At 55.0% G+C, this 25647-nt stretch carries 13 protein-coding genes; 5 read left to right on the top strand and 8 right to left on the bottom strand.

Translation table 11 applies throughout. The features are described from left to right. The first annotated feature begins 98 nt into the window (after nucleotides 1–98). Genes CFI10_RS06910 through CFI10_RS06895 form a run of 4 tightly spaced genes read left to right on the top strand, consistent with a single transcriptional unit; the run spans nucleotide 99 to nucleotide 3185 of the window. Nucleotides 99–665, top strand: a complete 567-nt coding sequence (locus CFI10_RS06910; protein ID WP_206840836.1) for a ZrgA family zinc uptake protein — start codon at nucleotides 99–101, stop codon at nucleotides 663–665. Continuing rightward, complete coding sequence (locus CFI10_RS06905) at nucleotides 662–1351, top strand: ATP-binding cassette domain-containing protein (protein WP_206840834.1); 690 nt, start codon at nucleotides 662–664, stop codon at nucleotides 1349–1351. The genes CFI10_RS06910 and CFI10_RS06905 overlap by 4 nt, the downstream gene beginning before the upstream one ends. Then, nucleotides 1345–2601 (top strand): ABC transporter permease, encoded by a 1257-nt coding sequence (locus CFI10_RS06900; RefSeq protein WP_206840832.1) that lies wholly within the window; start codon nucleotides 1345–1347, stop codon nucleotides 2599–2601. Before CFI10_RS06905 ends, CFI10_RS06900 begins: the two co-directional genes overlap by 7 nt. 11 nt (nucleotides 2602–2612) lie before the next feature. After that, nucleotides 2613–3185: a DUF3299 domain-containing protein gene (locus CFI10_RS06895; protein ID WP_091827089.1), complete on the top strand. Its 573-nt coding sequence runs from the start codon at nucleotides 2613–2615 to the stop codon at nucleotides 3183–3185. Here CFI10_RS06895 and CFI10_RS06890 read toward each other — a convergent pair. The 4 genes from CFI10_RS06890 to CFI10_RS06875 all read right to left on the bottom strand — a co-directional run bounded on the left by CFI10_RS06890 (nucleotide 3143) and on the right by CFI10_RS06875 (nucleotide 9150). Further along, on the bottom strand, nucleotides 3143–3922 hold the full coding sequence (locus tag CFI10_RS06890; protein ID WP_206840831.1) for a metal ABC transporter permease: 780 nt from the start codon (nucleotides 3920–3922) through the stop codon (nucleotides 3143–3145). The genes CFI10_RS06895 and CFI10_RS06890 overlap by 43 nt on opposite strands. Beyond that, nucleotides 3912–4823 (bottom strand): metal ABC transporter substrate-binding protein, encoded by a 912-nt coding sequence (locus CFI10_RS06885; protein ID WP_242530146.1) that lies wholly within the window; start codon nucleotides 4821–4823, stop codon nucleotides 3912–3914. The genes CFI10_RS06890 and CFI10_RS06885 overlap by 11 nt, the downstream gene beginning before the upstream one ends. Then, nucleotides 4804–5919: a hypothetical protein gene (locus CFI10_RS06880; RefSeq protein ID WP_242530145.1), complete on the bottom strand. Its 1116-nt coding sequence runs from the start codon at nucleotides 5917–5919 to the stop codon at nucleotides 4804–4806. The genes CFI10_RS06885 and CFI10_RS06880 overlap by 20 nt, the downstream gene beginning before the upstream one ends. Before the next feature lie 186 nt (nucleotides 5920–6105). Beyond that, nucleotides 6106–9150 carry a response regulator gene (locus CFI10_RS06875; RefSeq protein WP_277987755.1) on the bottom strand — a complete coding sequence of 1015 codons (3045 nt, stop codon included), beginning with the start codon at nucleotides 9148–9150 and terminating at the stop codon, nucleotides 6106–6108. A gap of 171 nt (nucleotides 9151–9321) precedes the next feature. Between CFI10_RS06875 and CFI10_RS06870 the strand changes: the two genes are divergently transcribed. Further along, a complete protein-coding gene (locus CFI10_RS06870) occupies nucleotides 9322–10626 on the top strand; it encodes an IS1380 family transposase (RefSeq protein ID WP_206834329.1) in 1305 nt (434 codons plus the stop codon). Between the two features lie 351 nt (nucleotides 10627–10977). On the opposite strand, the gene CFI10_RS06865 is transcribed toward CFI10_RS06870, so the two are convergent. The 4 genes from CFI10_RS06865 to CFI10_RS06850 form a co-directional block, all read right to left on the bottom strand. Continuing rightward, nucleotides 10978–14571 (bottom strand): response regulator, encoded by a 3594-nt coding sequence (locus CFI10_RS06865; protein WP_206840824.1) that lies wholly within the window; start codon nucleotides 14569–14571, stop codon nucleotides 10978–10980. A 35-nt stretch (nucleotides 14572–14606) separates the two neighbouring features. Beyond that, nucleotides 14607–18440: a PAS domain-containing protein gene (locus CFI10_RS06860; RefSeq protein ID WP_206840822.1), complete on the bottom strand. Its 3834-nt coding sequence runs from the start codon at nucleotides 18438–18440 to the stop codon at nucleotides 14607–14609. A gap of 75 nt (nucleotides 18441–18515) precedes the next feature. Then, nucleotides 18516–21395 (bottom strand): bifunctional diguanylate cyclase/phosphodiesterase, encoded by a 2880-nt coding sequence (locus CFI10_RS06855; RefSeq protein ID WP_206840820.1) that lies wholly within the window; start codon nucleotides 21393–21395, stop codon nucleotides 18516–18518. A gap of 100 nt (nucleotides 21396–21495) precedes the next feature. Next, nucleotides 21496–25605, bottom strand: a complete 4110-nt coding sequence (locus CFI10_RS06850; protein ID WP_206840818.1) for an EAL domain-containing protein — start codon at nucleotides 25603–25605, stop codon at nucleotides 21496–21498. Between the last annotated feature and the right edge of the window lie 42 nt (nucleotides 25606–25647).

The raw sequence follows: 25647 nt of genomic DNA, 5'->3' as shown, positions 1-25647 counted from the left end.
TCTTTTTGTTTCGTTTCTTGTCACAGGTGCCGTTGAGTGTACTGAATCATGTTATAAAGTAACGCTTACTTTTTGACAGATGCTTTCCGGAGGCCAAGATGCGACTGATTCCCCCCCTGCTGTTATGCGCCCTGCTCCCGCTGCAGACAGCTGTTGCAGCCGGTGTACACCAACACGGTGTTGCCCAGCTTGATCTGGTGCTGGACCCTCCCATGCTCGCCGTGTCAGTACGCTCGCCCCTGGCCAACCTGATCGGGTTTGAGCATCGTCCGGTGTCGGAACAGGAGCAGGCTGACTGGGCCAGGCTGCAGCAGCAACTGCAGCAGGCCGAGCATCTGCTGCAACTCCCGGCTGCAGCCGATTGCAGCCTGAGTAAGGTCGCATTGCACCAACCCTTCACCGAAACGGATACTCATGACGGGCACGGGCACTCGCATTCCCACGACCACCACAATCACAGTGCGGATGATGAGCACCAGGCACATGCCGATCTGATGGTGGAGTATCACTATCTCTGTGCCGACTCGGCACAATTGAAACAATTGCAGTTACCGTTGATGCAGCACTATCCGGGAATCGAGCGACTGGATGTTCAGTTGATCACGCCATCAGGGCAGCACCTGAGCCAACTGCGTCAGGGCGAAACCCTGCTTGAGCTGCCATGAAACCGATCATCAGTATCGACAACCTGCGTTTTGCCTGGCCCGGACAAGCGCCGGTGTTGGAGATTCCGCAACTGCAATTGGCAGCCGGTGAGCACCTGTTCATTCAGGGCCCATCCGGCAGTGGCAAAAGCACCCTGCTGAACCTGCTTGCGGGTGTCTTGACCGGCTTTGAAGGCGAAATCAGGGTTGCCGAACACGCGCTGGGACGACTGTCCGAGCGCCGCCGCGATCGCTTGCGTGCCGATCGGATCGGCGTACTGTTCCAGCAATTCAACCTGCTGCCCTACCTGAACCTGACCGATAACGTCAGCCTGCCCTGCTCCCTCTCCGCAAAACGCCGCTCGGCGGCAATCCAGCGCAGCGGCAGTGTAGAAGCGGAAGCGAAGCGCCTGCTGGCACAGCTGCAACTGCCAACGGAGCTGTTTGATCGCCGCGCCGTGGCAGAACTGTCCATTGGCCAGCAGCAGCGTGTTGCCGCGGCGCGGGCTCTGATCGGCTCACCCGATCTGATCATCGCCGATGAACCCACCTCGGCACTGGATGGCGCCAGCCGCGACCGCTTCATGCAGCTGCTGCTCGATGAGCTGGCTCAGAGTGAGACCACCCTGTTGCTGGTCAGCCATGACCCTGCGCTGTCTGAGTATTTCTCACGCCACCTTACACTGGAAGGAGCCGGCTCATGCTGATCCGACTTGCACTGCGCAGTCTGGCCAGCCGCCGTGCCAGCGCACTGCTGACACTGTTCACTCTGGCGCTAAGCACTGCTCTGTTGCTGGGTGTACAGCAGATTCGCGAACAAAGCCGTTTGAGTTTTTTCGATACGGTCTCTGGTACCGATTTGATTGTCGGTGCTCGCTCCGGGCCGGTACAACTGCTGCTCTATTCCGTGTTTCATATTGGCTCAGCGACCAGCAATATCCGCTGGAGCAGCTACGAAGCCCTGAATGATGACCCGCGCATCGCCTGGACAGTCCCGCTGTCACTGGGCGACTCACATCGCGGCTATCGTGTTGTGGGCACTCACAACAGCCTGTTTGAACATTACCGCTACGGCGCCAAACAACCGCTTGAGTTCGCTCAGGGTGGCCCGCTGAATGACCTGTTCTCGGTAGTAATCGGTGCCGAGGTGGCACGCGAGCTGGGCTACAACCTTGATGATCGCCTGGTGATCGCACACGGTGCCGGCAACACCAGTTTCAAGCGTCACGACAATCTGCCCTTCAAGGTCAGCGGCATTCTGACCGCCACCGGCACACCACTGGATCGGGCCCTGCTGGTATCACTTGAGGGGCTGGAGGCTGTTCATCTCGGCTGGCGTGCCGGCATTCCCCTGCCGGGTATGCAGGTCACGCCCGAGCAGGCCCGCAAGCGCGACCTGACACCCCGAGAAGTTACGGCTGTTCTGGTGGGCCTTGAATCTCGCCTGCAGACCTTCCATCTGCAGCGCGAACTGAACAACCGACGGGACGATCCCCTCACTGCCGTTTTGCCTGGCGTGGCGCTGCAGGAGCTGTGGCAAGTGGTCAGCGTGGCCGAAAAAGCATTGCTGGCCGTGTCCGGTGCTGCACTGCTGATCGGCCTGTGTGGCATGCTGGCCGTATTGCTCAGTGGTATGCAGCAGCGCCGACATGAGATTGCCGTACTGCGGGCATTGGGGGCATCCCCCTTGCGCATCGCCAGCCTGCTGATGACTGAAAGCCTGCTGCTGACTCTCAGTGGCCTGTTGCTGGGGCTGTTATTGCTTTGGGGCGGGATGACACTGCTGCAACAGCCTCTGCTGGATCTGTTTGGCCTGCGGCTAGTACCTGCAAAGCTGTCACCCGAGCAATGGGCACTTGGTGGTATCATCCTGCTGCTGGGAGTGCTCAGCGGACTGATACCGGCCCTCATGGCCTACCGCATGGCACTGGCCAACAGTCTGATCCGGCGCAACTGATGGAGAACTCAATGCGTGTACTGACTACTCTGATACTGGGCCTTTCGCTGTTGCAGCCACTGCAGGCCAATGACGAGATCATCGTCAATGGCGAAACCGCGGCCGAGATACGCTGGGATGATTTGATGCCGGAAGACTATGGCCTCTCACTTGAAGAGCTATTCAATAGCCCCGAGCTGGATGCATTGGACGATTACAGCCCGAAAGCGCAGCAGATCATGGACCAGATGATGCAGACACTGGCTTCAGCCCCAGTCGTGGAGTCGATGGATGGCCGCATGGTGAGCATTCCAGGCTTTGTGGTACCACTTGAAGGGGTGGGTGACGTAGTCGATCGCTTTTTTCTGGTGCCCTATTTCGGCGCCTGTATTCATGTGCCGCCACCGCCTTCCAACCAGATTATCGACGTGCACTACCAGCCCGGCACACGGGTTGAAAGCCTGTACGATGCGGTGCTGATCAGCGGCCGGCTGACGACTGAAGTGTTCAGCCATGAGATGGGAACGGCAGGCTACCGACTGGAAGCCTACCGCATCCAACCCTATGAACTGCCGGATGATGCGGAAGACTGGCCTGAAGAGTAACCTGCTCTCAGGCCAAACAGTACCACCCAGATCACACTTGCCAGCAACAGGCTGAGCACCAGAGTGGCGCCCGCCGGCCAGTCAAGCTGCCACGCCAGGCCGAGCCCCAGCGGGTAGCCAGCACAACCGCACAGCAGCGCAGCGCTGCGACCACCCGCCAGTTGCGCCACCAGCGCCGGTGCAATCAGCGTCACGAACACCAGATAAACGCCCAACAGCGGCACCGAGAAGCTGACCAGCAGCGCAAAACAGGGATAGAACCCTGCAGCACCGAGCCAGTTTGAGTACCGCCACTGTACAGTCCAGAAAGCGACAGTCAGCAGCGCCAGCGGCAACAGGTCATTCCAACTGACCCAAAGAATATCACCGTTAAGGCTGCGGGCCAGTTGATGCCCCGCATGGGGATCGGATGCCAGCAACAACAGCAGCGAGCAGGCGGCCCCGGCATAGAGCAACCCGATAACCGCCTCACGCTGAGCTGGATACCGCGCGGCCAGCCAGCCCACAAGACCGGCTCCCAGCACTGCCAGCAAAGTGCCACCCGCCAGCGCGGCCCATGGCACATCCGGCCACCCTTGCTGCGCCAACAAGGCTCCCAGCGCAGCCAATTGAGCCACCGCCAGATCGATAAACAGAATGCCACGTTTGAGCACCTGCTCGCCCAGCGGCAGATGCGTCAACAGTACCAGCAGCCCTGCCGCCAACGGAACCAGTAACAGTCCAACTTCAGCCAGCATCAACCTGCTCCAGCAGCTGCGCCAGCAGATGATCGAACAACTGATCCAGCCGTTCTATCCCCTGCTCTGGCGCGGTTGTGGACGGCAGTGCCAACACCGGCAGTCCGGTTTTTTGGGCAAGCCACTGAGCACTTTGCGGGTCCTGATACCAGCTGTGCACAATGGCCAGCGGTTGTTCTGCCTTCACATCCTCGACCAGTGATGCCAAATGACCCGGAGTCGGTGGCACACCCGGCTTGGGTTCCAGATCGGCCACCACCTCCAATCCCAGCCAACGCCAGAAGTAATCGAAGGTACTGTGTTGAACCACAAGCGTACGACCGCGCAGCGGCTCCGCACGTTCACGCCATTGATTCATGCGCTGCTGCCAGCTCAGGGACCAACGCAGGTAGGCCGCACGGTACCGGACGGCCTGCTCAGGATCAGCCCGGCCCAGACGCTCACTCAGCACCGCCGCCACCTGCCGGATTCGCTCCGGATCAAGGTGCAGGTGCGGATTGCCCTCCGGGTGCACGTCACCGGCACCGAAGGGGACATGATCGAGCTGATCAAGCGTTTCGACATGTTCAGCCGCAAACAGCATTCCCGCACGTCCCGGCTGTACCTTTGGGTTGGCAGCTCGCTGCTGCAGCGCCGGCAGCCAGCCGGCTTCGAGCGAGGCACCACTGCAGATGGCCAGATCCGCACGGCGCAACCGGGCGATCAGGCTCGGCCGCGCTTCGATATAGTGCGGATCCTGATAGGCATGGGTTGCACTGCTGATACGCGCCTCCGGCGCCAGTGCTTGAGCCAGTGCTGCCCACTCGGGCTCACAGGCAAAGATCTCAAGTGCCTGAGCTGGCAGCGGCAGTAATGCCGCCACCAGCGCAAGGCCGGTCAGACTAGAACGAATGCGCATCATGAGCACCAAAGCTGATGATGTACTGCAGCGTCAGGACATCATCAGCTGCCGCATCAAAGGTATCATCCCAGTCCTGACGTACATTTTGATGAGTGTACTGCAGTCGAAGTGTCTGGGTGTGGCTCGGATTCCAGGCCAGCATCACAGCAGTCTCTTCCAGCGCACCTTCATGGAAGTGATCATCATGCCCCATCTGTACATCCAGGCGTCCATGACGCAGCCCTGCACTCCACTGAGGTGCAAAGCGATACACCGCCGAACCGTACCAGCCCTCGTGATACTCCTTACTGTTGGCATATTCATTCGGGTCGGTGACGCGAGCATATTCGGCTGAAAGTGTCAGCTGCTGGTTGCGATTATTGCCCTGAGGCGCCCATTTCCACACCAAATCGGCCAGGTACATATGCTTGCCGGTATATTCGGCACCATGGCTGTGACCATGCCCTTCTTCTTCATGGTCGTGATGGTCGTGGTGGTCATGTTCATCATGCTCACCCGCTTCCAGTGTGCGGTTACGCAGGTAGCTGAAGCCGGCCTGCCAGCTTTGAGAATCACTCAAATCACCGCCCAGGCTGGTCGACAGAGCCCAGGTTCCCACCGTACGACCACTATCGGTTTCACTCAGCTGGTCGCCATCAAATGCCTCGGCACTGATGCGCCAGTAAAGATCCGTGGGCATAACCAGGCTCAACCCAAGACCGTCGTCGTAATAGTGACCACCCAAAAAGGCGCGATACAGCAGCGGGCGCTCAACAAAACTGTCAGCATGCGGATGCTGACCATTCAGATAGCCGATATCCGACAGAAAGCGGCCACCCCGCAGCGTCATTCCTGCCGGCAATGACAGCGTCTGCAGGTAGGCTTCTTCAATACTGAAATCGGTTTCCTCCTCATTGGCTTCCATAACGGCGGTCAGTTTGCCGCTCATCAGGTTACCAAACTGTTGCTTGAGCGCCAGCTCCGTATGGCTCAGCCCCCAGCCTTCTGTACGGCCACCCAAAGCCGTATCCGTAGACTTGTGATAGGCATCAATCGTGAGGCTGATATCGGGGGCCGACAGCTCCGCCTGAGCGGTACCGGCCACGAATACAGCCAAGGGCAATGTGCGAAGTAAAGTTGATTTCATTTTCATGGTTTTACAGCTTTAGTACGTTGGAGAAAGGGATGTGTATACTATAACCTTTGTTATAACATAACAACAAAAGCCAATAGGGAAGGAGAGCATGATTGTTTGATCGAACTCGCAGACGTGTGCAGGCTGTAAAAAGGAATTTCGGGCCGATTAACTTGTACCGACTACACGATTACGTCCGGCACTCTTCGCGCGATATAATGCGTGGTCTGCCTGCTCCAACAGCGCCTCTGCTGGACCCTGTTTCAACTCTGCCGCCGCATAACCAACACTTACCGTTACATGATCCGCGATGGATGAATATTCATGCGGATAGTTCAAACTCTCAACTGCACGGCGCATCGCTTCAGCAACTTTGGCGGCACCGGCGATGTCAGTTTCCGGCAAAACGACCACAAATTCTTCACCACCATAACGCGCAACCAGGTCACCCGGGCGCTGCGTTACCTGCTGCAGAGCTGTTGCAACCTTGATCAAGCATTCATCACCCTTGCCATGGCCATAGTTATCATTGAAAGGTTTGAAAAAGTCGATATCCAGCATGATCAATGCCAAAGGCTTACCGCTGCGTGACAAACGTCTCGCTTCAGATTGTAATACTTCATCAAAACGGCGCCTGTTGGCTAATTGCGTCAACCCATCAAAATTCGAAAGGTTTTCGAGCAGATCCGTTTTGAGCTTCAAGCTCATGTGGTTACGCACACGCGCTTTCACAACCTGAGCATGAAAGGGCTTGGTGATGTAATCCACTGCACCCAGCGCAAGCCCCCTGGACTCATCCTCAACCTCACCCAGGGCGCTCACAAAGATCACCGGAATTTTGCTGGTCTCCGGCTTTTGCTTCAATTCGCGGCAGACAGCGTAGCCGTCCATATCGGGCATCAAAATATCCAGGAGGATCAGGTCAGGCGGGTGATTGCCTTGCGCTATTTCAAGCGCTTTTTGGCCATTGTTGGCCACCTGAATCGTATATTCATCCTTTAGCAGGTTGGCCAAAATACGGATGTTCGTGGCAACATCATCAACAATGAGCAACCTGTTTTTGGCAGCTGGGCTGACCGGTTGCCCTGCTGCGGGCTGCGGTTCCGGCGCCGTCGCACTCTCCTCTGACTGTTGAACCATTGGTGCCAACTCAAGCCACTGTTCTAGCATTTTGAACAGTTGCTGTCCCGAAAAGGGCTTGCCCAAATGGTCATTCATGCCGGCATTCAGTGCCTTGTCTCGGTCTTCAATCAGGGCTGCTGCCGTCAATGCGACAACCGGTATATCCTGATTAAAGCTGCGTATGGCTTTGGTCGCTTCATAACCATCCATCACAGGCATCTGGATATCCATTAGTACCAAATCCACACCACCCTGCCGCACACGCTCAACACCCTCGGCACCATCACTGGCCAGCTCAACTCCAAGCCCCATCTGTTCAAGCTGGGACTGAACCACCTGCTGGTTAACCGGGTTGTCTTCTACCACCAGCACCCGCTGATTCTTGAACAGGCTAACGGGTCTCCATAAGCCGGGCTCTATAAAATCGCCGACAGGCGCAGTCTCATCACAGAGATGATCGGTTTCGGACTGATCACCCGAGGATGTCTGCACCTGTGCGATCGGCAGGCATAACTCAAAGCAGAAGCAGCTGCCGACACCTGCTTCGCTTTCTACATGGATGCTTTCTCCACCCATCAACAAAACCAGGCGTTGACTGATTGAGAGTCCTAAACCGGCACCGCCATGACGGCGCGTGATAGAGGTGTCGGCCTGGCTGAATGCCTGAAACAGCTTTTTTTGCTGCTCTTGAGTCATGCCAATACCGCTGTCCTTTACCCTGAACACAAGCCTCGTACGCTCGTCTGACAGGCATTCGCCCTCAATCTGCAGCTCAATTTTTCCCTGTTCGGTAAACTTCACGGCATTACCCAGCAGGTTGGTCATCACCTGTGTCAGGCGTACTCGATCACCTGTATACCACTGAGGCAGGTTATGCTGGATCGTAAATAACAACTCCACCCCTTTTTGCCGACTTAATGGACCGAAAAGGGTATTGAGCTGGCTGATGACATCCGAAAGCCTGAAAGGATCGGCTTTAATCACCAATGTTTTCGACTCTATCTCTGAAAAGTCCAACAGGTCATTCACAATCCCCAGCAATAGCTCGCCTGACTGGTAAATCTCTCGTGCACGATGATGTGACCGCTCTGGCAAAGACTCGGCTATCTGTAGCTCGCTGAGCCCGATAATGGCATTAAGCGGAGTCCGGATCTCGTGACTCATATTGGCAAGAAATTCTGACTTCACCCGGCTGGCGTTTTCTGCCTCTTCCTTGGCACTGATCAATAACCTTTCAGCCTGCTGGCGCTCATTGAAATGATCGGTTAAATCGATGGCTGCTGTAGCGAGATAAGCCGGCTGCCCCTGGTCATTCGGCATCACAATACCGCTCATCAGCATCGGGAACTCATAACCGTTACGATTGTAATGCCACACTTCAGTCGGTGGAAAATAGTCTTGTTGCTTCAGTTGGGATAAAAGCGTTTCTACTGCCGGCATCTGCTCAGAGCAATGAAAAACAGACAGATGCTTTCCCTTCAGCTCCTGCACCGTATAGCCATGAATATTGGCAAAGAAAGGATTGCAATAGAGTACATGACCCCGCAAGTCCGTAATCAAATTACCGTACATCGCGCTTTCAGCAATGGATCTGAAACGCCGGGTTTCCGCTTCTGCCTTTTGTCGCTGTCGCATCAGATAGGTTAAAACCACAATCGTAAACACCGACAACGCAAGCCCAGCCAGCAACAACAGGATAATGACACGATTGCGCTGGTTAACGTCGGCCGTCTGTTCTTCTACCAATTCTTCAAGGCGTTGCTTGTAATGCCAAAGTCCGTGATCAAGGTTCCGGCCAGGTGTAATATCATGTACGACTGAAAGCAATAAAAGCTTTCCATGTCGTTTAAATGGATGCGAATGTATTTCGACCGTGCGTATATCTCCGTCTGCCAAACGGTGCCTGAAAATAAAATAGTTACGACCCTCCTGCTTTGCCAAGGCCATCTCTTCAGCCACTTGTTTGGGGCTAAGTGTATTGATTTCATCTATCTTCATACCCTCAAAAAGGGCAGCTTCATAGCCGTAAAATGATACAGCAGCCGGGTTTGCTTCTATAATTTCGCCACTGCTCGGATCCAGCCAGTACATGGGGACACTGTGTTTCATAAACACGGCATCCAAATCCACTTCATCCGCATAACTTATGTCCTGATTCCGTGACTTACAACCCCACTCACACCTCTACAACACTGTAACCACGCGGCCTGCGGCGGTAATATGGACGCCATTCTCGATTCACCCAGGCAGTGATATCTGACTATGCGTACCTTCAAGCTTGAACAGTCAAAAACCGAGATTATCACACCCCACGGTGGTCTGGCGCTGGTTGGGCACAGCGTGAACAGGATGACCTCTCTGGCTAAGACCTCGCGCTCCATCGTCAAGCGCCATGGCATCGCCAACATCGACCTCATCCGTACCTACCTGGGGTTGATTTGCCTTGGCAAGAGCGACTTCGAAGCGGTCGAGCACGCACGCCATGATCCCTTCTTCAAAGCGGCCATGGGCATCAAGCAATCACCTTCATCGGCCCGGCTGCGTCAGCGCTTTGATGAAGATGCCCGCGCACTGATCCCGTTATTGGATGAGGCCAGCGTCGAGTTTCTGTGTAACGCTTCGGTGCCTATCGGCACACTCACCACCGGGCACGTGCCACTGGATATGGACGTGTTTCCCATGGACAACAGCAACAGTAAAAAAGAGGGCGTGGCCTATACCTACAAGGGGCATGACGGTTATGCCCCCATCGCGGCCTACCTGGGCACGGAGGGCTGGTGTCTGGGCTGTGAGCTGCGACCGGGTAACCAACATGCCAATAAAGAGTTTATTCACACCCTCGACCGGGTGCTGCCTCGAGTCCGAGAGCTGACCGATGCACCGCTACTGGTACGTCTTGACAGCGCCCATGATGCCGCCGAGAACCGGGGGTACTTCCGTGCGCACGGGGCAGACTACCTGATTAAGTGGAACCCCCGCTCACAAGATGGACTGGCCTGGGTCGACAAGGCTCATGCGGCCGGCGCACTTTGGTGCCATACCCGACCGGGCAAAATGGAAACGCTGGTAAGCGAACCGCTGGATGGCACGGACGACCGCCTGATCGTCAAGGTGACGGTGCGCCAGAGTGACAGTTCAGGACAGCTGTTTTTGGAGCCGGAGGTCAGCCTGGAGGGCTGGACGACTTCACTCACATCGGACGCAGCAGATAACGCCAAGGTCATTGCGCTCTACCAGGATCACGCCACCAGCGAACAGTTCCACAGTGAGTTCAAGACTGATCTGGATCTCGAACGTTTGCCGTCAGGGAAGTTCGATACCAACGACCTGGTCATAGCCTTTGCCGTACTGGGCTACAACATACTGCGTTGGATGGGACAGAACGCGCTATTGGGGCCGGATGCACCGGTGCGTCATCCGGCCAAGCGTCGGCGGCTGAAAACCGTGATTCAGGAACTGATGTATATGGCCTGTCGCTTAGTCAGCAGCGGTCGTCGTCTCCACCTGCGCTTCGGACGACATTGTCCCGGTTTCGGGGCATTCAGTCGCGTCTACGGGCTGGCCTGATCCGGACTGTCGGATTTACAGCCATTCAAAATAGCCACACGCCCGAGCGCCATGCATGGCAGGGTATGCCTTGGCCTGCAGACAGAATCGAGACGAAATACTGCGGTGAGAAGCATGATCGATGCTGCAGTGGCGTAGATTAACCCGGTACACGTTAGATAAGATCGAGCTGTGTTAAAGAGCGAGGTCGTCTTCAGTGCTGGGTGCTGCAACAGCGGGTGAAGTCACTGATTCAGGTTATGTTTGAAATCGGGTATAAAAGCAATCCCAGTATCAGCGCAGTTATATACAGCTGCACGCTATTACACATCAGTTCCACTTTTACCGTCATAATAGCTTCAGCCTCATGGCTTAAATCACAACCCGATTGCGCCCCTGCCGTTTGGCAGCATAAAGTGCGGTATCCGCCCTGTTCAGCAGCTGCTCTGCCGTTGTTTCAGCTGTAACGATTTGAGCACAGCAGCCCACACTGATCGTCACATGATCAGCAACCTGTGAATAGCCATGCTCGACATCGATTGCCTCTACAGCAGCGCGCATTGCTTCAGCCACCCGTGCCACGCCCTCTGCATCTGTTTCAGGCAAAATGGCTGCAAACTCTTCACCACCGTAACGTGCCAACAGATCACCGGGGCGCTTAATCACCTGCTGCAGTGCCGCGGCCACCTTAATCAAGCACTCATCCCCTTTGCCATGACCATAGTGGTCATTGAACGGCTTGAAATAGTCGATATCCAGCATAACAAGGCCCAGCGGCTTGCCACTGCGCTCAAGACGTTTCAGCTCCCGTTGCAGTGATCGATCAAAGTTGCGCCGGTTAGCCACCTGTGTCAGACCGTCCACATGCGACATATCTTCCAGCATGTCCGTTTTGACCTTCAGGTTCATGTGATTGCGTACTCTCACCTTCACGATATCAGCATCGAAAGGCTTGGTGATGTAATCAACTGCCCCCAAACTCAGGCCTTTTTTCTGATCCTCAACTGCATCCATTGCCGTCACGAAAATGATCGGAATGTGATTGGTGATCGCATTGTTTTTAAGCTCACGGCACACCTGGTAACCGTCCATCTCCGGCATCATGATATCCAGCAGTATCAGATCCGGAGGATGACTTCCACGGGCAATATCCAGAGCCTTTTGTCCTCGGTTGGCTACTTGAATTGTGTAGTCATCTTTCAACAGGTTAGCCAAAATCCGAATATTGGCCGCCATGTCATCCACAATCAGCAGTGACCGTTTTTGTGCAACCGTCAACTGTGCAGTGCTTGGTTTTTCTGCTGCTTCAGCAGCCGCAGCTGAAGGTTCTACAGACACCTGGCGGGTTTGCAGCCATGGGCGCAGATGGTCAAACAGCTGTTGTGCTGAGAACGGTTTGCCCAAGTGATCATTCATGCCAGCCTGAAGAGCCTTTTCACGGTCTTCAACCAGTGCTGCCGCGGTCAGGGCAATGATCGGAACCTCTGTATTGAAGGTTCTAATCGTACGAGCTGCCTCATAGCCATCCATAACCGGCATCTGGATATCCATCAATACCAGGTCATATTGTTCACGGCGAGCCTGCTCCACACCTTCGGCACCGTTTCCAGCCAGGCTGACCGTCAGCCCCATCTGCTCCAGCTGTGACTGAACAACCTGCTGATTGATCGGGTGATCCTCTACAACCAGCACCTTTTGACTACAGAAGCGCTCGGCAAGCGACGGCAGTTGTACCTGGTTCTGTTGATACAGGTGCGAAAGGGCATCGTAGAGTGAAGAGCGATGCACCGGCTTGGGCAGATACTCAATATCATCTTCACCATAGAGCTGGATGTCTGATTGGTCATGCGCCGATACCATCAGCATTGCCGGCAGCTGACGCAACATACCGGCTTCCTGCATCACCGTGCGGATCGTGCGCAGCGCATTAAGGCCGTTCATTCTCGGCATTTCCCAGTCCATCAGTACAACATCGTAGCTCTGCTGATGTTTGAGTCGCTGTTGCACCCTTTCTACCGCCTGAATGCCGTCTTCAGCTTCGTCGACCACAAACTGCCAGGACTCAAGGATTTCGCGTAGAATTTGGCGTGCTATGGGCTGATCATCCACCACGAGCGCATGACATGCACCGTTTTTACAGCGAAGTGGCTGTTGTAAGGATTGCTCACTGGTTACAGCCAAAGGCAAACACAGCCCAAAGCTGAAGCAACTGCCCACACCGGCTTCACTGTGAAGGTGAATTCCAGAACTGCCCATCAGCCTTACCAGCCGCTGACTAATGGTCAATCCCAAACCCGTGCCACCATGACGCCGCGTGATTGAGGTATCCGCCTGGCTGAAAGCCTTAAACAACCGCTCCTGCTGCTCGGGTGTCATACCGATCCCGGTATCACTGATGCTGAAAACAAGCTCAGCCTGCTTATCCTGTATCGCTTTCGCTTCTATCAGCAGTTCCACCGTGCCCTGCTCAGTGAACTTAACGGCATTAGCCATCAGATTGGTCAAAACTTGGGTCAGGCGCAAATAATCCCCTTCGTACGCCTCAGGCAAGTCCGGCTGCAGGTGCAACACCAGTTCAAGACCCTTTTGGCTAGTGGGAAGCGCAAACAGCGACGCAAGCTGCTGCAACACGTCACTCAGCCTGAACGGGTGCGATTCAAACTCCATTTTACCGGCTTCAATTTTGGAGAAATCCAGCAGGTCATTCACGATTCCAAGCAACAGCTTGCCCGAGTGATGAATCTGAAGAGTACGCTGCTGCATGTGCAGAGGCTGTTCCTCCCCCAGCTGCAACTCACTCAGTCCGATAATGGCGTTCAGGGGGGTGCGAATTTCATGACTCATGTTAGCCAGGAACTCGGACTTGGCCTGGTTGGCCTGATCAGCTTTAGTTTTCGCAGCCAACAACTGCTGGGCTTGTACTTCCTGTTTTTCCAGCAGCTGATTGAAAGCACTTACCAGCAGCCCAACTTCATCATTTCGTACAACCGTTAACGGTTTAACCTCGGAAACGTTTTCCAGCATGCTGGCTATTTGGGTCGCTGAGTTTTTCAGGTCGCGCAGCTGCCGCTTGATCAGCCAATACGCCAGTAATGCCACCACGACCAGCATCGCTGTGACAGCCATCACAACTTGCAACAGCAATGCTTTGACCGGTTCCAATACCATGGCCGCAGGAAAGGTATGTACCACAACCCAGCCCGTTTGCTGTAACGGAGTCGCTGTATACAACAGTGATTTCCCGCCGCCATTGGTCACCTGACCCTGCCACTCTTTTTGCTTCAGGCGATTGGGCAACGTATTAAAACCCAACTGCGAGATATGTCCCATGACGTATTCTCGCTTTGAGCTGGTGACTACAAGATCGCTTTCAAGATCCAACACCCACAGCTCACCTTCATCACCGATGGTTTGCAGTGAAATATCGGTCAGCAGGTTATCTTCAGCCAAGCGAGTTGAGCCAAGCGTCATGCCAAGCAACTGGTTGCGCCGGTTCAATATGGGTACGCTGATCAGAAAAACCGGCGAGTTGACACCTCTACCAATGAGTGGCTTGGAAATATACGGCTGTTGCGTCCGCAATACGTGTCGGTAATGTTCACGGTCTCTCAGATCAATGCCAACACGCCCTTTTAGTACCGGGGAGTCAACCGAGAGCACACCCTCTTTACTGAGCACCAAAAGGCCATTATTAAAATGTTCATGAAGCTGTAGGCGTGAGTCCAGAACAGCCTGCATGGCATCAAGCGGCAGTAATTGCTCACCATCATTGAGCAACCCGGCCAAGCCTTTCAGCGTACGCGTGCGCACTTCCAGCCCGTGATCAATACGGCGTGCCACAAGGTTCGTGTAGCTTTTTTGATGCTCTAGCAGGAGGCTACGGTTATGCTGTAACACCAGCCACTCGACCATTGCCGTAAGCAATAGTGTCGTCACAAGAACAGACGCCAGCGTAGTCAGCAGCAATCGTTTGCTTAATGAGTTGGATACTAGCCTTGGCACTATTGGCTACTCTGTGTTAGCTGAAGTATCAGCCGAGACAGGATCTCTGCAGCCTGCTCAAACTCGAAATCATCCAGTGCCTGACACAAAGTACGCCAGTGCTCATGGGCCTCTTCCGGCAATTGTTCAGCCAGTGCCTGCAGCTCAGACTCATCAATAAATTGACTGTTTTGTATTGCCGCCAGCAAGGCCTGCAAATCGGATTGGACAGATTTGTTCTGCGTATTGCTCCGCCCTGGCTGAGCTTGCTCGGCAGACTCTTCTTTTTCAAGCCATCGTTCTATCTCCGCTGTCGTCTGCTGCAGGCACTGTTCCAACGCACTGGCCTCAGTTTCGGTTGGAACCTCAGACTGTTTCAAGGTTCGATCAAGTGAGGTTGCCAAAGCCGCCAGTGCCTGCAAAGCCAGGTTACCGGCAACGCCTTTAAGGCTGTGCGCCAACTTTTGCAGCGAGGCGATTGCCTCCGGAGAGGGTTCGGTTTGCAAATGGCGAAGCTTGCCGGGCAATTGTTGGTAATCCGAGTCAAACTGCTGCAGGAACTCCATCAAAACCTTCCTGTACAGCTGCCGGTTGCCACTAAGCATGGTCAGACCGGCACCTGCATCAAAACAACTGCAAGGGGTAGCATCCCTCACTGACTCAAAAGACGTTAGGGCCGGGTCAGGTCGTGTATCGGCGGCAACACTTTGGACTGCCTTGGACTCTGTCGCTTCCGCTTTCAGCCACTGGGCCAACACCTGCTGCAGCGCCTGAGGATCAATGGGTTTGGAGAGATGACTGTTCATACCTGCAGCCAATGCTCTTGCCTGGTCTTCCGCCATTGCTGCAGCCGTCAAGGCGATGATTGGCAGCTCACAGCCACGCACACGCAACTGTCGGGTGGCCTCGTAGCCATCCATGACCGGCATTTGAATATCCATCAGGATCAGGCTGAAGTCAGACTGCTCAACCAGATCCAACGCCTCATCCCCCTGTTGCGCCACCGTTACCTCAAGCCCCAGCTTTTCAAGCAAAGATCTGGCGACCTCTTGGTTGATCTGGTTATCTTCAACCAACAGAACCCTGCCTTGCAGGGTATGAATCTTGTCCAGCGTTGCAGATTTCTTGTGCAACAGCATTTCCTGCTCGGAAGCTTCACAAGCACGCAAAGGAAGAATAAAACTGAAAACAGACCCCTGCTCCGGCTGACTTTCAAGCTCAATACCGCTGCCGCCCATCACTTCAACCAGACGCTGGCTGATCACAAGTCCCAACCCGGAACCACCGTGTTTGCGGGTTACCGAGTTATCAGCTTGACTAAATGCATTGAACAGTTTTTGCTGCTGCTCTTGCGTAATACCGATGCCCGTGTCCAACACACTGAACTTCAGCGATTGTCGGTCCACTGACGACTGGTGCGTAGAAACGACAAGTTGGATGCTTCCATGCTCGGTAAACTTGATGGCGTTGCCGATCAGATTGGTCAGCACCTGTCGCAGGCGCAGCTCGTCACCGACAAAGGCGTCACCCACCCCTTCATCAATACGCATTGATAACTGCAAGTTTTTGCGGCTCGCCATATCGGCAAACAGACTGTTTAGGTTATCCACCAAACCCGTTAAGAAAAATGGCTGGGGATCGATCGAAAGCTTACCCGCCTCAATTTTTGAAAAGTCGAGAATGTCATTAATAATTCCAAGCAGCAAACGCCCGGAGTGATGTATTTTTCGCAGCCTGTCATGCAGAGTGGTCAAATCCTGTTCATCCACACTGATTTGGCTGAGGCCGATTATACTACTCATGGGCGTACGAATTTCATGGCTCATATTGGCCAGAAAGTCCGACTTGGCACGACTCGCTGTATCTGCAGCTGCACGAGCTTCAGCAAGAGCCTGTTCAACCTGCTTGATCTCGGAGATATCGGCGTGTGTCCCCATCATGAAAACGGGTTTCCCCGTACCATCACTGCCCGTGACCTTTCCTCGCCCCTGAATCCAGACCCAGCGCCCTTCGGCATGACGCAGCCGAAACTGAACATTGAAGCCATCACCCTGCTCGATACTGCTCATCACATCAGACATCATGCCCTGCACATCATCAGGGTGCATGAGAGACTGGAATTTTTCGAGGGTTACCGGGAAAGCATCAGGCTCATATCCCAGCATTGAATAGGCTTCCGGGGACCAGTTAACTTCATTTGTGACCAGATCCCAGCTCCACAGACCTGTATTCGTTGCCTCCATGGTAAGTTGAAACTGTGCCGTGGTTTCTGCCAGCTTCAGCTCCTGCCGCTTTCGCTCGGAAATGTCGTATATGTAGCCGTTCCAGATGACTGAGCCATCAACCATCTTTTCCGGCGTGGCACGCCCTTCGAGCCAGCGCTCACCTTTTTCAGGATGGTTGTAGCGGTACTGTACTTCCCAAACCGTCAACCGGTCTGCAGACTCTGATATGGTAGTGGCAACCAGCTCAGCATCGTCCGGATGCAAACGCTCCAGCACAATTTGAGCATCTTCTTTCACCTGCGCGGGGGATACCCCGTAAACATCACTGATGTTGGCCGTTGCAAAGGGGAAGCTGCTAGTGCCATCCGGAAACAGCCGATATTGATACAGCGCACCCGGTACATTTCCCGCAAGACGATTCAACTGTTGTTTTTGTTCATACTCATCCGTTACATCGGTATGTGTACCAATCACGCGCAACGGTCTGCCATCAGCATCAGTGCTGAAAACTTTGCCTTTATCCAGAATCCATTTGTAGCTGCCATCCTTGCAGCGCACTCTGTGCGTGTTTTCGTAAACGGATGTTTCCCCTGAGAAATGTCGCTCAAGGTCCGCATAGGTTGCCGCTTTGTCGTCCGGATGAATACGCGAGTCCCACTCATCGAGCGAGTCGCTTATTTCATCTTCGGCGTAACCCAGCATCGATTTCCAGGTCGGCGAAAAAAACACTTTGTTTGTCTGGGCGTTCCAGTCCCATACACCCTGCTGCGTGCCTTCAAGCACAGCTCGCCAGCGCTGTTCATTTTCTGTGGTATCCAGTGCAGCTTTGAGGCTTTCTTCCTGCCGTCGCAACATCTCGCGCCAGCTTTCATACACCAGGGCTACCAGCTCTTTCTGGTGCAAAAGCCCCACGACCTGCCCTGCAGCATTACAGACCACCAGACGCTTGAGTTTTTCCTTACGGCTGATGGACAGCGCTTCCTGCAGCGTCAACTCTTCCTGCACGGTCAAAGCGGGGCTGGTCATGAAACGTGTGACAGGTTGCATCCAGTCGGCATTATTCTGCAGGGCACTGGTAATATCGCTCTGGGTGATAATACCTACGCCTTGTTCCGCAGGCATTATCAAGGCTGCAGAATGCCCCGCTGAATGCATTGTGAGCATGGCGGTTTTCAGGTTGTCGTCGGGGCGTAAAGAAGAATAAGACGACAAATTCAGCAAATCTTTAATACGTCGTGTTTCTGCCAGACTTCCCGGATCAAGATGTGTAATAAGGTCTGAATAGCTGACAATTCCGACCAGTTCCTGCTGCTCGTTGACCAGGCACAGATGCTCTGTGGGTGAGTCACGCAGCACCGTGATGCCTTCACTGACACGCTCATTGTACTGCATACAGGGTACCTGAGGCAGATGTGCCTCAGACAACGGCCTGCTGAAATCAAAATCAGCCAAACGCAGCGTCATTACAATCTTCGCTGTTATGATATGCAGGTCCTTTTCAGGACTGATAACGATCACGTCATGAATGGAGTGCTCAGCCATAAGGCTGACAGCGGCATTGATGGTGGCAGACTCAGCCAAAGTGACAACGTCACGGCTGGCAATGCTCGAAAGGGGGGCAAACAGCATCACAACTCCAGAGCTGGTACGTCAATAAACACCAGACTTGACTGCCTTGTGTCAGGTCTGTGGACCACTATTGAATCACTTTCCCCTGTCTCTGTCAGTAAATCCAGACTGTTGCAAGCTGACCAACTCTGCCGGAACAGGCTTGCCCATCAAAAACCCTTGCATGCTGTTGCACTGGTGAATCTTGAGGAAGTCGCGCTGTTTTTCAGTTTCGACCCCTTCGGCCAGCACCTCTACACCCAGACTTCGGCCCAATGCGATTACCGTCAGGATAACCGCTTCATCCTTGGGATTACGGCCGATGTCGCGGGTGAAGCTCTTGTCGATCTTGAGTCGATTCAGCGGCAGGTACTTGAGACGGTCCAGTGAGGAGAAACCGGTACCGAAGTCATCCAACGCCAAGTGATACCCCGATAGACGCAGGCGCTGCAGCTGTTGAATCACAAAATCAGGGTCCTGTTGAATCATCGACTCGGTGATTTCCAGTTCAATGCGCTTGCGTTCAAGACCAAACCCGTCTGCCAGTGCATTCAGGCGCGGGATAAAGTCGGCCTGTAACAGCTGATGCGGTGAAATATTGATCGCAACCAGCGGAACATCCAGCCCCTGCTCCAGCCATCGAGACATCTGCTGACAGGCCTGTTCGATCACCTGCCACCCCAACGGCACAATCAGTTGGGTTTCTTCCGCCAGTGGGATGAACTGGTCTGGCCCCAAAAGTCCACGTTCCGGGTGTTGCCAGCGCACCAATGCTTCCAGACCACAGAGGCGATCATCATCCAGGCGGTACTGTGGTTGATAGTGCAGCACCAACTGATGTTCCTGCAGTGCCTGGCGCAGATCCTGTTCGACTGAAAAGCTTTGCACCGCATCCGAGGTTAACTGCTCGGAGTACAACTCATAACGATCCTTGCCCCGCGACTTGGCGCGGTACATGGCCGTATCAGCATGCTTGATCAGGCTGTCGGCATCACGCCCATGTGACGGGCACAGGCTGATACCAATACTCGCGGTCAGCTGCAGGCTATGCTCGGCAACCGTATAGGGACGGTCCACAATCAGCAGGATCCGCTGAGCCTCGGCAATGGCACGCTGCGCGGCACCGGGTACCAACAGAATGAACTCATCCCCTCCCATACGGCACAACTTACAGTCTTCTGGTGTTTCCACACGCATCTGATACGCCAGCGCCTGCAGCAGACGGTCCCCTACCTGGTGCCCCAGGCTATCGTTGATCAGCTTGAATCGGTCCAGGTCTATGAACAGCAGCGCAAAGGGACTGTCAGGTGTTTTCAGCCACTCTGTCAGCTGCTCCTGCATACGGGTGCGATTGGGCAGCTCGGTCAGGTCATCGTGTCGGGCCTGCCAGGCAAGATCCAGCGTTTGTTGCTGCACCCGCGCGACCAGCAGGCGTTCACGATTGTACATCGACAGGATCAGCAAAGAGGCCAGAGCGCCAAGGCCGACCAGCAAAACCTGCAGATAGAGTGCCTGACTGATCGGGTGAGCGGCCAGATAGTCAGGCCCGGCCACTGCCTCCACCTGCCACTCCTGCTGCGTCAGCAGCACCGGAAACCCCTGACTCAGGCGCACCCCCTGGGAGCCGGCCTTGACTGTGTCGTAGAATGAACCACCAAATCGCTCGGAGACTCTCAAGCCCACATGTTCGATGCCTGACTCCTGCAACGCGGCATCAAAAAACTGTGCCACCGTGAAGACGCCCACAATGAAGCCAAGCAGTTCACGCCGACTCTGCAGCAACTCTGCCCCCGTCTGGCGGTAAACCGGTTGCAAAATCAGCAAGCCCGGCTCATCCGGTGCCTGGGTCAGATTCAGGATACCAGTTGCCACCGCCTGACCGCGTGATTCAGCCTGCAGTACCCAGCGACGGCGATCTTCCAGCGAGTAGAGGTTGAACCCCAGTGCGGCCCGGTTCTGCTCCAGCGGCTCGACATATTGCACCGGAATCAAGACCTCTTCAGACGGCGGGGACTCACCATAAATGGCATACTCAGGGTTACCCAACAGCTCACGTGTGCGCTGCTCGAATTCGGTCCGTTGCGAACGCGGCACCAGCGGGTCCCAGGAATAGGCGCGCAGCGCAGGGTTGTCCTGCATATGAGCAAATACCAGCTCTCGAAACTCCTCTGGCTTCAGATCGGGTCGGCTCGCAATTTGCTGCTCCAGACGGGTCAGATCACGCAGATTCTGCTGGATGGTTGCCTGTATGCGTGCATCGATGAGTTGAACGTCCTGACGAAAACTGCGCTCCAGCAGGCTGGACAGGTGAGACAGGTAGTACTGATTGATCACGACCAACGCCAATAAGGTTCCCAACAGTCGTACCGACAATACCCAACGGCGAGAGGCAGCGTCAGACTGGGGTGCCGGCAGCAGCGAGAGAAACAGAGGGGTACCGAAAACCGCACCAAAGCTGTCGCCCAGCCACCAGCTGACCCAATCCAGCAGCAGCCCCAGGCTACCACCGGACTGGTTGATATACGTGACCGCTAGTGTTCCCAGTGTAGCGTTCAGGGTACAGGTCAGCACCCCGGCAAAGAGCAGAAAGCGCAGCATCCAGCGCTCATTGACAGGCAGCAGTGGATCAACACCGAAACGGCGGATCAGGTATGCCGCCAGCCCGGTTTGCAAGGCTGCTCCGCTGGCAATCACCAATGCGGTCAGCAGGTGTCCCGTCTCTGGCAGGTTCCAGCCGTTGGGCAAAATCAAATTGACCAGCAAACTGCCGAGCCACACCCCCGGCAACATTTTCGTACCAAAACGCAGTACAACCGCAAGTGCGAGGCCTGCCGGCAACCATAAGGGTACGATCTGGTCATGCAGCCCTGTGCTGGACAAGCTGAGTCCAAGCATCGCATAAGCGACGGCCAGTAACAGATTGGTAGCAATTCTGTTGGAGCTGTGACACACGGCTGATGAATTCACAGTATCCACTGCACTCCCTGCAGGTCAGAAGGTTGAGACCTGGGTATTAAACATTTGCTTGATCATACATCAAAAGCCACAACTGGGTATCTTCTCCCGTTGTTGCAGATCAACCTTGCGGTGCTGCCAGCAACACCTCCAGCTCTGCCACGGGCAGAGGCTTGCTGGCCAAGTAGCCCTGATACTGGTGACAGCCAAGCGTGTTGAGCAGGCTGCGCTGGGCCTCGGTTTCAACCCCTTCGGCCAGCACTCTCAGGCCAAGCTTGTGCCCCAGCACAATGATGGTTTCAACGATGGCACGTGCCTCATCGCTTTCAAGCAGATCATCGGTAAAGGATTTGTCGATCTTGAGCAGATCGAGCGGGAAACGTTTCAGGTAAGCCAGGGAAGAGTAGCCGGTACCGAAATCGTCGATTGCCAGCCGCACACCCAGTCCCCGCAACTGCTTCAACATGGCCACCGGTTCAAGGTTGGGCGCCATCAGGGCGCTCTCGGTCAACTCAAGCTCAAGCAGCTCCGGTGCAATACCGGTCCGCTCCAGCGCCTTGGCCACTTCATCCGGCAGGCTGTGATAGCGCAGCTGTTGCGGTGACACATTCACAGCCACACGCGGGATATGCAGGCCAGCCGCCTGCCAGCGGGCAATTTGATCACAGGCTTCGTTCAGCACCCAACGGCCAATATGGTCAATCAAAACAGTTTGCTCGGCGATGGGGATAAACTCCACTGGCGAGATCAGACCCCGCTCAGGGTCCTGCCAGCGGACCAGCGCTTCCACCCCGGTCATTTCACCCGTTTCCAGAGACCACTGCGGCTGATAGTAAAGTCGAAGTTCATTGGCTTCGATGGCCCGGCCCAGACGCTGTTCCAGCTCCAGCCGCTGGCGAGCAGCCTGAGTGAGATCATCACTATAGAAGCTCAGGCTGCCACGCCGCTCCTTGGCTCGAAACAGAGCCGCATCCGCCTGCTGCAAGAGGTCTTCCGGTTTCTGTTTGAGATTGGTGATCAGACTGATGCCGATGCTGGCACCGACACGAACCTCCACACCACCGCTTAGCGTAAAGCTGCCGTCAAACTGTCGAATCAAGCTTAACGCCACATTGGCTGCATCGCTGCCTGAAGTTACATCCTCAAGCAATACCGCAAATTCATCCCCTCCCAGACGGAACAGCATGTCTTCGTCCCGCAGGCGCAATTTCAGTCGCTGCGCGGCCTGCTCAAGCAACTGATCACCCACCAGATGACCAAAGCTGTCATTCACATCCTTGAAGTTGTCCAGGTCGATCATCAGCAGTGCCGATGTACGCTTGTGGCGGCAGTTGTAATGAATACAGTGGTCCAGCTGGCTGAAGAGCATCTGTCGGTTGGGCAGGCCGGTCAACAGGTCGTGCAGTGCCTGGTATTCCAGCCTGGATTCGCTCTCTTTCAAGCGGCTAAGGTCTGTATAAACCCCGACATAATGGTTGATCCTGCCATGCGGCCCGCGTACCACGCTGATACTGAGCAACGCCGGGAACACCTCGCCATCGCGGCGCCGGCTCATGATTTCACCCTGCCAGTGGCCGGACTGATCCAGCTCGTACCACATATGCTCATAAAAGGTACTGTCATGACGGCCGGAGGCAAACTGGTGCGGCGTGTTGCCGACCAACTCCTCCTCCGTCCAGCCAAACATCTCGTTGAACGCAGGGTTAATCTGAATAATATGTTGTCGGGCGTCCGTGATCACCACGGCCTCGCGGGTACTGTCCAGTACGGCCGAGGCACGTTCCAGCCGTGCCTCCTGCTGCTGGCGCTCGGTTACATCGGTCAATACACCTTCTATATGTAGAATGTTGTTCTGACGATCCCGCTGCACATGGGTATGGTCCTCTACCCAGATCACCTCACCCGATGCCAGCTGCAAACGGTACAACTGATGATATTCGTTTTCGTTGCGTTCAAGATGCCCTTTCACTTCCGCGGCAATGATCTCACGATCATCCGGGTGTATCAGTTGTTCGTAGTTAAGCTCGCCACTTCGCAGCTCCGCAGGTTCGATTCCCCAGCGGCGCACATTGTCTGACACATAGCTCACTGGCCAGCCTGCACTGTTTTCCCAGCGCATCAAGACTACAGGACTGGCATTGATCACCTGGTTCGCCTTTTCCAGCGCCTGGTCTCGTGAGTAGTTGGCCAGTGCAAAACTGATGTCATGGCTGAGTTCATCCAGCGTATTCACAACCTCATCGGTGAAAAAGTCAGGCTCGCCGGCATACAGTGTCATCACCACAAGCCGGCCATCGGCATCACTCAAGGGCAGTACGATGGCAGCATGGATATCATGGCGTCGCGCCAGCTGATACCAGGGCTGAAAGCCGGGGTCGGTAAAAATGTTGTTTGCCAGCATGCGTTCGCCCTGCCTGATGGCTGCCATGGTCAACCCCTGCTCGGGATAATTGCGGCACAACTGCACCAGCATCGGCAGGCTTTCGCCACCAAACCCGGCGCTGGCCAGGGGCTTGAGTTGACCTTTTTGATCAAGCTGAGCCATCCAGGCAAATCTCAGTTTGCCGAAACGGACGGCAATATCACAGGCGCTCTGGAAGATCCGATCCGGCGTATGGCGGCGCACAATCATCTGGTTGGTTTGCGACAGCATGTTGTACAGGTTGGCCTGACGCTGGATCAGCATTTCATGGCGCTTGCGCTCAGAGATATCCTGCGCAATTGCCAGCATCCAGCCGCCGTTTTCCCGTTCAATCTGTACATTAAGCCGAATATCCACCAGATGCCCATCCGCATGACGCAGCTGTTTTTCCATCTGGTAGCCATCGGTGACACCATCCATTACTGCCTGAAATTGATATTCTTCCTCTTCAAGCAGGTGGCTTGGGGTCAGTTCCCGCCAGTCCATTGCCATGAACTGCTCACGCTCATAGCCCAGCATCCACAGTAGTTCGTCATTGACGCGCACCCAGCGCCGGGCAACGGGGTCATAGATGCCCATTCCGATCAGTGGCATGTCATAAAAGCGCTGCAGGATTCGGTCACGCGCATCCAGATCCGCCTTGACCTGCAAACTTAACCGCAGGCGCTGCTGACGCCAAAGCAGCAGCAGGATGAGCCCCACCGCCAGCATGAATATCATGCCTAAAAGCAGCATCCACTGTAGCAGGGTATCAAGCGGCTCAAACACCTCATCATGGTCACGTTTGATCACCAACGCCCAAGGGGTATCAGGTACGGTTCTGTAAGCCGCCAGCACCGGGACACCTCGGTAGTCCTCGCCAGCAACCTCACCCGCGCCACCTGAAACCAGTGCAATAGCCCCAGGAATTGTTTGCCCGATCAGAGCAATAGTTTGCGTCATGGGCCGAGCGTCACTGTGCTTCAGCGGTGAAATATAGACTCCTCGGCCCCCTTTTGCCTGCAGCAACAGAAGCTCCGCACTGTTTCCACTTAACAGCCACTCAGACAGTATCGGCTGCAGCGAGGTTTCAAGCGGTCGATAAAGCTCAAGGGCAATGCGATCCTCATGACTTGGGCGAGACAGTCGAACCCAGGCAGTCGCGTTTTCATCCTGTAGCAGCTGCAACCAGTCTCTCTGACTGATTCTGAAGGGCTTGAGCGCATTACCATTGGTCGCTATACGGGGGACCGTTCCCAGTTGAAGCGGCTCCCGCCCCGGAAAGTGGATTTCTGCCCCGGAATAACCCAACCCCTGCAACAGACTGGAAACGGCCTGCTGCATGCGTGCAAAACCCTCTGACTCGGGAGCAACTGTACTGCCACCTGTTACCAGCAGCTGCTCAATGGCTCCCAGCTCCCGACTGCTCTGTTTAAGCCATTGACTGATTTGCGAGCTTTTCAGCTCGGCAACCTGGTCCAGCCGGTCCAGCTCACGCTGCTGCAGCTCAGGACCATACAGGCGGGTTACAGATACCCCCAGCAGCGGCACCACCAGCAACAGAGCGATAAAGGCAAGCACAAGGAAGCGTTGGCGCCCAGGGACACGGCTGGACGACTCCTCAAGCCGGAAACGGGTCAGAGCCAGGTAAATAAGCGCCGCACTGATGAGCACGAAGGCCACACCCTTGTAACGGCTGACCTCGGCAAAACGGTGAAGATCACCGGCCAGGTAAACGACAAGCTGGTCACTGAACACAATCCACGCCACACCCAGAACGGCATACAGCAGTGTCAGTGTCAGCGGTGATCGCATCTGTGAAAGCAGCATCCTGTCACCTTCCCTGCCCAAAAGCATTGAGAATCAAATCTA

It is taken from the genome of Marinobacterium iners (assembly GCF_017310015.1).
Taxonomy (GTDB): domain Bacteria; phylum Pseudomonadota; class Gammaproteobacteria; order Pseudomonadales; family Balneatricaceae; genus Marinobacterium; species Marinobacterium iners.
Note: the sequence above shows the minus strand (reverse complement) of the source record. Positions and strands in the feature narration are given on the sequence as shown.

Coding starts and splice junctions, on each gene's coding strand:
- CFI10_RS06850 (WP_206840818.1), bottom strand. CDS start 25,605: ATGCTGCTTTCACAGATGCGATCACCGCTGACACTGACACTGCTGTAT.
- CFI10_RS06900 (WP_206840832.1), top strand. CDS start 1,345: ATGCTGATCCGACTTGCACTGCGCAGTCTGGCCAGCCGCCGTGCCAGC.
- CFI10_RS06875 (WP_277987755.1), bottom strand. CDS start 9,150: ATGTACTGGCTGGATCCGAGCAGTGGCGAAATTATAGAAGCAAACCCG.
- CFI10_RS06885 (WP_242530146.1), bottom strand. CDS start 4,823: ATGATGCGCATTCGTTCTAGTCTGACCGGCCTTGCGCTGGTGGCGGCA.
- CFI10_RS06895 (WP_091827089.1), top strand. CDS start 2,613: ATGCGTGTACTGACTACTCTGATACTGGGCCTTTCGCTGTTGCAGCCA.
- CFI10_RS06870 (WP_206834329.1), top strand. CDS start 9,322: ATGCGTACCTTCAAGCTTGAACAGTCAAAAACCGAGATTATCACACCC.
- CFI10_RS06860 (WP_206840822.1), bottom strand. CDS start 18,440: ATGCTGTTTGCCCCCCTTTCGAGCATTGCCAGCCGTGACGTTGTCACT.
- CFI10_RS06910 (WP_206840836.1), top strand. CDS start 99: ATGCGACTGATTCCCCCCCTGCTGTTATGCGCCCTGCTCCCGCTGCAG.
- CFI10_RS06890 (WP_206840831.1), bottom strand. CDS start 3,922: ATGCTGGCTGAAGTTGGACTGTTACTGGTTCCGTTGGCGGCAGGGCTG.
- CFI10_RS06905 (WP_206840834.1), top strand. CDS start 662: ATGAAACCGATCATCAGTATCGACAACCTGCGTTTTGCCTGGCCCGGA.